General features: G+C 66.9%; 8 protein-coding genes and 2 rRNA genes. 2 read left to right on the plus strand and 8 right to left on the minus strand.

The features are described 5' to 3' along the window. Positions 1-2 precede the first annotated feature (2 nt). Together IEY28_RS06620 and IEY28_RS06625 are read right to left on the minus strand one after the other, a co-directional pair. On the minus strand, positions 3-1,232 hold the full coding sequence (locus tag IEY28_RS06620) for an FHA domain-containing serine/threonine-protein kinase (RefSeq protein ID WP_188995633.1): 1,230 nt from the start codon (positions 1,230-1,232) through the stop codon (positions 3-5). Between the two features lie 52 nt (positions 1,233-1,284). Continuing rightward, entirely contained in the window at positions 1,285-2,469 is a 1,185-nt protein-coding gene (locus tag IEY28_RS06625; protein WP_188995635.1) for a vWA domain-containing protein, read from the minus strand. A gap of 126 nt (positions 2,470-2,595) precedes the next feature. Here IEY28_RS06625 and IEY28_RS06630 point away from each other — a divergent pair, with 126 nt between their 5' ends. Next, a complete protein-coding gene (locus IEY28_RS06630; RefSeq protein WP_188995636.1) occupies positions 2,596-3,024 on the plus strand; it encodes a CopG family ribbon-helix-helix protein in 429 nt (142 codons plus the stop codon). Here IEY28_RS06630 and IEY28_RS06635 read toward each other — a convergent pair whose 3' ends face one another. The 4 genes from IEY28_RS06635 to IEY28_RS06650 all read right to left on the minus strand — a co-directional run bounded on the left by IEY28_RS06635 (position 3,025) and on the right by IEY28_RS06650 (position 6,391). After that, complete coding sequence (locus tag IEY28_RS06635) at positions 3,025-3,630, minus strand: hypothetical protein (RefSeq protein WP_188995637.1); 606 nt, start codon at positions 3,628-3,630, stop codon at positions 3,025-3,027. It abuts the gene before it with no gap. Beyond that, complete coding sequence (locus tag IEY28_RS06640; RefSeq protein ID WP_188995638.1) at positions 3,620-4,720, minus strand: DUF3179 domain-containing protein; 1,101 nt, start codon at positions 4,718-4,720, stop codon at positions 3,620-3,622. Before IEY28_RS06640 ends, IEY28_RS06635 begins: the two co-directional genes overlap by 11 nt. Positions 4,721-4,786: 66 nt before the next feature. Further along, on the minus strand, positions 4,787-5,425 hold the full coding sequence (locus IEY28_RS06645; RefSeq protein WP_188995639.1) for an alpha/beta hydrolase: 639 nt from the start codon (positions 5,423-5,425) through the stop codon (positions 4,787-4,789). Positions 5,426-5,551: 126 nt separating this feature from the next. Further along, positions 5,552-6,391, minus strand: a complete 840-nt coding sequence (locus IEY28_RS06650) for a VOC family protein (RefSeq protein WP_188995640.1) — start codon at positions 6,389-6,391, stop codon at positions 5,552-5,554. A gap of 94 nt (positions 6,392-6,485) precedes the next feature. Here IEY28_RS06650 and IEY28_RS06655 point away from each other — a divergent pair, with 94 nt between their 5' ends. Next, a complete protein-coding gene (locus tag IEY28_RS06655) occupies positions 6,486-8,582 on the plus strand; it encodes a beta-glucosidase (RefSeq protein WP_188995641.1) in 2,097 nt (698 codons plus the stop codon). A 546-nt stretch (positions 8,583-9,128) separates the two neighbouring features. On the opposite strand, the gene rrf is transcribed toward IEY28_RS06655, so the two are convergent. Beyond that, a 5S ribosomal RNA gene (rrf, locus tag IEY28_RS06660) occupies positions 9,129-9,251 on the minus strand. 127 nt (positions 9,252-9,378) lie between these two features. Continuing rightward, positions 9,379-9,607 (minus strand): 23S ribosomal RNA (locus IEY28_RS06665); the annotation flags it as partial.

Genomic DNA, 9,607 nt, shown 5'->3' on the forward strand with positions numbered 1-9,607 from the left:
GGTTACTCCGAGTTGAACTCGAACGTGACGCCGTAGGTCGGGTGGACGAGCGAGACGAGGTCGCCGTCCCGGAGCCGAATCGACTCCGGCGGCACGTCGCCGTGGCGGTCGGTCGGGTCCTCACCCTCGCTGCGGAGGCGTTCGCGACCCGCCTCACACAGGACGCGTTGCCAGCCGGCACCCTTCTGGACGAACGTGCCGTTGAGGCTTCGGTCGACGAGGTACCAGTCGTCGCCTTCCGTGTCGAACTGGACTTGCACAGAGGAGATGTACTCTCCCTGCGGGTCGTCGATGGTGATAGAGGCCGGCGGGCCGCTTGCGCCGGCGCGGCCGATAGTGTCGCCGGGTTCGACGGTGAACCGCTGGTCGGCCTGGATGTACCGCACCGAGGCCGTCGCCGGCGGGGTCGGGTCCCTCGCTTCCAGTACGTCGCGCAGGACTGTGGCGTTCCGATAGCGCTGGCGGTAGTCCGACTGGGTGGCCCGTTCGACGATTGCCGCGAGGGCGTCCTCGCAATCGGCGCCGAAGTCCTGCGGGTTGACGCCGTCTTTCTTCGGTACACTGCCTTTCAGCAGGAAGAGCAGAATCTTCCCGATGGAGTAGACGTCGGACCACGGTCCTTGACGGACGTCGGTCCGACTGGCCTCGGCGACCTCTCTGGGTTTGAACGGCCCGAGAATCGTCGTCCCGGTGTTGCCCGTCGACGGGTCGCCCGTCGCGTCGAACCCCGTCGCCGTGTTGAAGTCGATGAGCGTCGGCGTGATGTCGGGCGTGAGCATCACGTTCTCCGGTTTCAGGTCCCGGTAGACGATTTCGTTCTCGTGGATGAACCCCATCGCGTCCGCGAGGTCGATGCCGATCTGTCGCACCTGTTCGGCGTCGATAGGGCCGTGTTGCTCGATGACCTCGTCGAGTTCGATACCGCCCTCGACGAGTTCGACGACGAGGAACGGCGTCCCGCGGTCCTCGACCGCCTCGTACAGCGCCATCACGTTCTCGTGGCCGCCCGCGGCGGTGATGCGTTCGAGCGTCTCGGCCTCCTTCTGGAAGTACTCCTCGATGACGCCCCGGTCGTTCTGTGACTCGCTGTAGTTGGGGTGTTTCAGGACGACGCTGTCCCCGGTCTGGGTGTCGAGTGCCCGGTAGGCCTTTGCAAACCCGCCCTTGCCGAGGAACTCCGCGAGTTCGTAGCGGCCAGCGATGACGTCGCCGGGTTCGGGTTCCCACGCCATGGTCACGCCTCGCCGCATCCCGCTGTATCGCCGTCAGCCGCTGGGTCCGCCGTCACTTCTGGAGGCCCTCGTCGGTGACGATCTTCGTCGCCTTGCTCTGTTCCTCTCGACCCCCTTCCATCACGATTTCCGTCTGGCGTTCGGCCGCCTCGACGGCCTCCGTGTCGGCGCCGTGGACCTGCGTCATCCGCTCTATCTGAGTCTGGGCCTCGGCGACGTTGCCCTTGCCGAGTTCCGTCTTGATGACCGTCTGGCGGTGGTCGACGTCGACCCCCTCGTTGTGCTCGCCGAGTTTCTCGGGGTCGTCGGTGTACTCGACGGTTATCGCGCCGGTGGCCGTCTCGCCGTCGGCGGTCAGGGTCACGTCCGCGAGCGTGACTTCCTGTCCGATGTCACGGGCGGGCGCGTGCACCTTGAGGACGACGCGCTGTGTCTCTCGGTCCAGCAGGTCCGGGAGTTTGACGACCGTCGTGTTAGCCTCCCACTCCGGCGTGACCTCCTGTGTCTGAGGGAGCGCACGGTACACCTCGCTCACCTCGACGCCGTCGGCCACGTTCAGTTCCAGTCGGGCGTCCGGCGCGACGACGGTGCCGGCCTCCTCGACGGCGTCGCCGAAGAAGTCCTCGATGTCCCCGGCCGCTTCGAGGTGGGTCCACTCGCCGCGCGCGACGCTGCCGAGCGTCCGGATGGTCTCTTCGCGGTAGTCGCTCCCGATACCCGCCGACTTGATTCGGATGCCCTCGCTGTCTATCTCCCGGGCGAGCGTCTCGAACTCCGGCGTGTCGTGGGTGTTGTCCTTCCCGTCCGAGAGCAGGAGGACGCGCCGGGCGGTGTTGCCGTCGTCGGGGAGTTGCCGCAAGGAATCAGCCGCGGCGGCGAGACCCCGGTACATATCTGTCCCGCCGCCCGCGGCGATGTCTGCCACCGTCTCCATCGCTTCCTCGCGGGCGATGTCTCCCCACCGCGTCGCGTCAAGGACGACGTGGACGTCGCTGTCGAACGCGACTATCGAGACGTAGTCGTCGTCTTCGAGCAGCCCGAACACCCACTCGGCACCCGAGCGGGCCCGTGCTATCTCGTCGCCGGCCATCGACCCGCTGGCGTCGATACACAGCGCGATCTGTCGCGTCGGCCGCTCGTCCTGCTGTCCCGGCTCGACCTCGATCTCGGCGGTGAGTTTCGCCCCGGACCCCGGGACGTACGGCCGGTTAACGTCGGTCACGACGTTCGCAGTCATACTGTTATGAGGGACTTACGAGCTAATTATAAGTTTTCCCCACGGTGTACGCGGAGAGCGGCCACAGTCTGTCGGTTCCCGCCCGGTTCGATAATCATTAATAGGAACGGGGTACTCGATTAATACATGACCGTCGTCAGTGTCTCCATGCCGGAGTCGCTACTGGAGCGCATCGACCAGTTCGCCGACGAACACGGCTACACGGGCCGCAGCGAGATTATCCGCGAAGCCAGTCGGAACCTGCTGGGCGAGTTCGAAGACAAGCGACTGGAGGGCCGCGAACTGATGGGCATCGTCACCGTCCTCTTCGACTACGACACGACCACCGTCGAGGAGAAGATGATGCACCTGCGCCACGAACACGAGGGCCTCGTCGCCTCGAACTTCCACAGTCACGTCGGCGAACACCGCTGTATGGAGCTGTTCGTCCTAGAGGGCGACTTAGAGGAGATATCGACGTTCGTCGGGAAGATTCGCGCGACGAAGGACACGCTGAACATCGATTACTCCGTGGTCCCCGTCGACGAGTTCGGAGCGCTCTCGGACATCGAGTAGTCAGGCCTCGAGGTCGACGTTCGTCCCGACCCACAGCAACGTCCCGACCAGTGCGAGCCCCGCGAACGGGACGAGCCACTGAAACACCGTGAGCACTGTGGCGCTGGCCTGTAGCCCGACCACCAGCAGTATCGTCGGCCCGCAACAGGCGAACCCGGAGAGCAGTCCCGGGAGCCCCGCGGCCGCACCCGCACCGGGACCGATTTTGCAGGCTTTCGGACCGCGGTAGGCGACCACAGAGACGGCGAGGTTCACGCCGACGAGGACCGCCAGCGCCGTCCCCAGCGCGACGTTCAGTGGCGAGACGAGCAGTTCTACCGGACCGGCCACGACGAGCGCGACCGGTTCCCACTGGAAGGGGCTGACCATCCGCGTCGCCCGGGCGAGCGGGTCCGCGACGACGGATAGCTCGACTCCCCACGGCCCGAAGCCGAGGTGTCGCAAGCCGGCGAGGTAGACGAGGAGGTACGACACGCTCGCCACACCGAACGTCGCACGGCCGTCGCGGCGGGAGAACGCCCCACGAATCGCCACGCCGGTTTGCCGGAGGAGTCGTTCGACGTGGGCCACCGCCGACTGTGACCCCGCGGCGACGTCAGCGGACATAGTCCACCCCGGGGTAGAATCCTGCCCACGCGAACCACATCCCGTCGAAGGCGAGTGACCGTTCCAGCGGGAGCGAGTCGGCCGTGTACGTCTCGCCGCCGACTCGGTACCCGTCTTCGACGGCGTTCACCGACACGCTCTCGGGGTTCGCGTAGACGTATCCCGTCGAGAGTGCGTCGTCGGCGACGGCGACGTACTGGGTGCCCCCGATGTCGCCGGTGCGAACTCGGTCGGTCAGGAGCGTCTCTTTGTCGAAGGTGAGTGCGCCCTCCGTGGTCCGTGTGCCGAGGACCACACGCTTCGGGTCGACCCGGTCGTCGGACTCCAGCGGTGCGAACAACGTCTGGGCGCTGGCGTAGTACCCGCGCTTCGGGTTGTACGAACCGTACGGGTCGGTCCCGTAGCGGCGCTGGAACCCGGTGTCCTCGGTGAGCACGACGGTGTCGGGATGTTCGGTCTGCCACGCCTCCCACGTCGTCCAGACCACACGGAACTCCCTGAGTGTCGCCCCCTGCATCTCGCCGCGAACCGCCGTCGCGAGCACCTGCGGCCACCAGCTATCGGTCCCACGGTCGTACATCGTCAGGTTCGAGTTCACGAGTCGACCGGAGACGCCGAACTCGACGGGCCCGCGGTCGAACCCCTGTGCGGTGCCGGTCAGCGGGCAGTACGTCACTGCCACCGGGTCACCGGCGATGGTGTCGTTTACGACCTCGTGGTAGACGAGGATGCGCTGGGGGTACGCCTTCGCTTTACCGTCGCGGACGACACCGAACACCGGGTCACCCGGGTCGAGTGGGGCCGCACTCGCCGGCCCGAACTTCGGGTCGTCGATAGCCGGGATGCCGTCTTTCGGGACGCCGCCACTGACGATGTTGTCCGAGACGTGTTCGATGTCGTGGCCGAGGTACAGCGACCGGTCGGCCGTCGGCGGTCGTCGGGCCGCCGACGTGGACTGCCCCGTCTCACCCCCGGTTCGGTTCGGCTGGTCGGCGCCACCGCCCGACCCGCCGCTGCCGCTACACCCGGCGAGGCCGACGACGCCGAGCGCACCGGTCGCTCGGAGCCAATCACGGCGCGTCATGGTCATGCGTGACGTACGGTCGCGGTCGTCAAAGCCTCGCGGTGAGCCCGCAGTAACCCGGTCGCCGGCGCCTCACCCGAGAACGTCGGCGACCAGTTCCGAGACCGCGTCGAGTTCATCCTCGTTGACGCCGTGGCCCATCCCCTCGTAGATGCGCTCGTCGACGTCGCCGTTCAGCCGTTCGAACGCCTCGGTCGTCTCGTGGACCCGCTCCAGCGGGATGTGCGGGTCGACGTCGCTACACCCGACGAGCACGGGCGTCCGTTCGATGTCGCCCTCGTATTCCGTCGGGTCGACGGACTCCCCGATGAGACCGCCACTCAGCGCCGCGAGACCGCCGTACCGTCGTGGGTTCCGTGCGACGAACTCGCTCGCGAGACACGCGCCCTGCGAGAACCCGAGCAAGACGACTTTCTCCCGTGGAACGTCGCCCTCCGTCGCCGTCTCGACGGCGTCGCCGACGGCCTGCAAGCCGGAACTTCGGCCCGGTTCGTTGTCCTCGACGGGGGCGAGAAAGGAGTTCGGATACCACGTGTTGCCGGCGGCTTGCGGCGCGAGGAGGGCGAGGCCGTCCCGATGGACCTCCTGTCCCATCTGGACGATGCTCCGGGCCGTCGCCCCGCGCCCGTGGACGAGCACCATCGCCGCGTCGGCCGCTTCGAGCGGCGTGCCGGCGGCGACGAGTTGCTGGCCCTGATGTGGCCCGTTCATCGTCGCCCCTCCAGGACTCCCGCCGCGTCTATCGTCTGCCACCCGCCGTCGTGTACAGCGCTCGCTACCATACCCCCGTTACCGCGTCTGCCCCCTTGAGTAGCCGGTAACACCGACACAACCGGTTCACGATCGGAGACGCAGCGTGATGTCGTCGCCGTCGGTGACCGACACCCCGTCTCCGTCGGCCGTCACCTCGTAACCCGCAGTCGAGAGTCGGTCGGTCGCCGCCTCGACGGTCCGTGAGTTCGGGAACACGAGTTCGAACCACGCGAGTCCCCGACCGCTTGCCGGGTCTGTCCGGCCGTTCCAGACGTTCGCACCGACGTGGTGGTGGTAGTCGCCGGCGGCGAGAAACAGCGCGCCGTCGTAGGTCGTCCGGACGTTCATCCCCAGCGCATCGACGTAGAACGCACGGGCCGCTTCGAGCGATGTGACTTCGAGGTGAACGTGGCCGACGTCGGTTCCCTCGGGCGCTCCTTTCGCGCCGGTCGCAGCGGCTCTGACACCGTCACGGTCCAGCGTTTTCGTCGCCATCTCGACGCCGCCGTCGGCCGTCTCCCCCCACTCCTCTCGCGGTCTGTCCCGGTAGATTTCGACCCCGTTTCCCTCCGGGTCCCGACAGTACAGCGCCTCGCTCACGAGGTGGTCCGACACCCCGGACAGTTGCCACTCGGTGTCGATGCGTTCCAGCGCGTCACCCAGCGCTGCCCGCGACGGAACCCGAAACGCCGTATGGAACAGGCCCGCCGCCGACCGAGAGCGTTCCGGGGCCCCGCTATCCTCGTGTAGTTCCAGCAACGGCGTCTCGCCGTCGCCGAGGACCGTCCGCGCCGCCTGTCGCTCGTGGACAGACAGTCCGACCACCGTCTCGTAGAACTCGACCGTCTCGGTCGCATCACCCACGGTGAGAGCGACCCGCCCGATATCTGTCTCGGCCGGTAGCGCGTCAGTCTTGTCCGCCATAGCTACTGTTCGCCGGAGAGACAGATATCGGTTGTGCCGCCGTTCGGTCCCGTGGGAACGCTTTATATCACCCGGCACGACGATTCGGTATCCAATGGAACGGACGCCAGCCGATGTCGACACACTCCTCGCCGAGATGGACCGTGCGGAGAAACTATCGCTGGTTCGCGGGACCGACGACCCTGAAGGGACCGCGACTGGCTTTCTCCCCGGCGTCGAACGGCTCGGAATCCCACCGTTCAGACTGGTCGACGGTCCCCTCGGAATCCGGGCCGAGGGCGAACGCGCGACGGCGTTCCCCGCCTCCCTCGCGACGGCGGCGACGTTCGATCCCGACCTCGCACGGACGCAGGGTGCCGCGATGGCCCGCGAGGCGCGCGCCCACGACCAAGACGCGCTGTTGGCCCCGGGTGTGAACATCATCCGCGTCCCGCAGTGTGGCCGCAACTTCGAGTACCTCTCCGAGGACCCCGTTCACGCGAGCGACATCGGCCGAGCGCTCGTCTCCGGCATCCAGTCCGAGGACGTCGTCGCGACGGTGAAACACTTCGTCGCCAACAATCAGGAGACCCACCGGACGACGGTCAGTGCCGACGTCGACGAACGGACGCTTCGCGAACTGTACCTCCCGCCGTTCCGGGCCGCCGTCGAGGGCGGCGTCGGGTCGGTGATGACCGCGTACAACCGCGTGAACGGCACGCATATGAGCGACCACGAACGGCTCGTCGGCGACGTGCTCAAAGACGAATGGGGGTTCGGCGGCTACGTCGTCTCCGACTGGTATGGGCTGGAGACTACTGTCGGCGCGGCGAACGCCGGACTGGACGTGGAGATGCCGGGCGTCCCGGAAGCGGGCGACGACGCACTCGACGACTTCGAGTGGCCCGACGGCATCCCCGACGCGACCCACGCGGGCCTGTTCGGCGACCCGCTTGCGACCGCTCTCGACGACGGCGACGTCTCGCCCGAACGACTGGACGACATGGTTACGCGCGTCCTCGGGCAGATGGCTCGAATCGGCCTGTTCGACGACGAGGACCGTCCCGGCGAACTGGATAGCCAGCGCCACCGCGACCTCGCCGAGCGGTTGGCCGTCCGAGGGACCGTCCTGCTCGACAACGACGACGTCCTCCCCCTCGCCGACGACGCCGACGTCGCAGTCGTCGGCCCTCACGTCCACGAACCGAAACTGGGTGGCGGCGGGTCCTCGGAGACGACCCCGTTTCACTCGGTCAGTCCCGCCGACGGAATCGAATCGCGGGCCGACGGGACAGTGACGGTCGCACCCGGCGTCCCCGAAATCGAGGACGTATCGCTGTTCGACCTGCTACCGTTCGTCGAGAGTGGCCACGACAGCGACGGCGGGTCCACACCCCCCGTTGACCCGTCGCTCGATGCCGCCGTCGACGCCGCCGCCGACGCCGACGTACCGATCGTCGTCGTCCGAGACGCGACGACGGAGGCCCGCGACCGTGATTCCCTCTCGCTTCCCGGTCGACAGGACGAACTCGTCGAGGCCGTCGCCGCGGCTAACGACCGGACCGTCGTCGTCGTCCGCTCGGGCGGCCCGGTCGAGATGCCGTGGCGCGACGACGTAGCGGCAGTCCTCGAACAGTGGTACCCCGGACAGGCCGACGGGTCGGCGCTCGCTACAGTCCTCTACGGTGACCGCGACCCCGGTGGTCGACTCCCCGTCACGTTCGCGCCCGAAGAGGCGTACCCGACGAGCGACGAGCGACGGTTCCCCGGCGTCGACGGCGTGGCCCACTACGACGAGGGCCTGTTCGTCGGCTACAGACACTTCGACGCGACCGACCACGACCCGACCTACCCGTTCGGCCACGGCCACTCCTATGCGACGTTCGAATACCGCGACGCTGTGGCCATCGACGAGTCGACCGTCGAGGTCACCGTCGAGAACGTCGCAGACCGACCGGGCCGCGAGGTGGTCCAGGCGTACGTCCGCCCACCGGACACCGACGACATCGACCGTCCGGTTCGGGAACTGGCCGCCTTCGACGCAGTCGCGCTCGATGCCGGTGAGTCGCGCACCGTCTCGCTGTCGCTCGACCATCTCGCCTTCTCGCGGTACGACCCGGCCGGGGGATGGACCGTCGACGACGGCCGCTACACCGTTGACGTTGCGCGTTCCGCCGCCGACGTTCGGGCCTCGGTCCGCATCGACCGTTAAAAACCGATCGGGGGCCCCGGCAGTTATCTCTGTGACAGTAGCGTGCCGAGTATCGTCGACCTCGACCGCCCACGGGACGCTCTGACGACGCTACCGGTGCGCACTATCAGCGCTCCTCGACTCCACCCAGGAGTGGCTACGGCCTGACGGAGACGTTCCCCGACGCCCCCTTGCGGGTCGGTTCATCCCAGCGCTGTCGTGGCTGCCGCTATCGAGCGAAGACGGGCACGCGCGTCGATCCCACGGTCGAGAGTGCGCGATGCGCCCCGCATGTCGACTGCAACAAGTGTTCGACTACCGCCGTTACAGACGACGGTTACGTCGGCGGTCAGCGTCTCGTCGTCCGCGAGCGTCTCCAGGGCGTGAACGCCGGTCCCGAACGCGTCACGTCCATCAGCCGTTATACGACGCCCGGGTTCGCTGGCATACCGTGTGCCGACGGCGCAGCCTCGAACGCGTTCCGCCGCCGACAGCGCTGCCGCTCTCTATACATGCAAAAAGCCCCGCAGAGAGATGACTCTCTGCGAGGCTCGATGAAAGTATGAATGGTGGCGGCGAACCAGATTTCCCAGAGGCTCGCGCACTCCAGTACTCCCTGGAACGCTGGCGGGCTTATCTTCCGTGTTCGGGATGGGTACGGGAGGCAACCCCGCCGCTATGGCCGCCTAACGCCGAGTCGCGGAATCGAACCGCGAAATCACCAGTCTCGGTCGAACAACCTTGTGTACGTGCGATCCAGTTTGCGCCTGGACTCGTTCAGTCAGCTCGATGGCTGAACTGCGAGTCACAGTGCGTATGAATGATGGCTTCAGACTGTTAGTTCTCGTGGGCTCAACACTTCGTTACCTCAGTGCGTACACCCCGAGTCTATCTACCCTGTCTTCTACAGGGGCCTTCAGCGGTGTCTCTTTTCCAGGTGGGTTTCGAGCTTAGATGCGTTCAGCTCTTACCCCGTGCCGCGTGGCTACCCGGCAGCGCTCTCTCGAACGACCGGTACACCAGTGGCGGCCAATCGTAGTTCCTCT

Source organism: Haloarcula pellucida, assembly GCF_014647235.1.
In the GTDB taxonomy this organism is placed as follows: domain Archaea; phylum Halobacteriota; class Halobacteria; order Halobacteriales; family Haloarculaceae; genus Haloarcula; species Haloarcula pellucida.

Bases quoted from the DNA above. Each gene is read 5' to 3' on its own strand.
- IEY28_RS06625 (WP_188995635.1), bottom strand. From the start codon at position 2,469: ATGACTGCGAACGTCGTGACCGACGTTAACCGGCCGTACGTCCCGGGG.
- IEY28_RS06640 (WP_188995638.1), bottom strand. From the start codon at position 4,720: ATGACCATGACGCGCCGTGATTGGCTCCGAGCGACCGGTGCGCTCGGC.
- IEY28_RS06655 (WP_188995641.1), top strand. From the start codon at position 6,486: ATGGAACGGACGCCAGCCGATGTCGACACACTCCTCGCCGAGATGGAC.
- IEY28_RS06630 (WP_188995636.1), top strand. From the start codon at position 2,596: ATGACCGTCGTCAGTGTCTCCATGCCGGAGTCGCTACTGGAGCGCATC.
- IEY28_RS06645 (WP_188995639.1), bottom strand. From the start codon at position 5,425: ATGAACGGGCCACATCAGGGCCAGCAACTCGTCGCCGCCGGCACGCCG.
- IEY28_RS06650 (WP_188995640.1), bottom strand. From the start codon at position 6,391: ATGGCGGACAAGACTGACGCGCTACCGGCCGAGACAGATATCGGGCGG.
- IEY28_RS06620 (WP_188995633.1), bottom strand. From the start codon at position 1,232: ATGGCGTGGGAACCCGAACCCGGCGACGTCATCGCTGGCCGCTACGAA.
- IEY28_RS06635 (WP_188995637.1), bottom strand. From the start codon at position 3,630: ATGTCCGCTGACGTCGCCGCGGGGTCACAGTCGGCGGTGGCCCACGTC.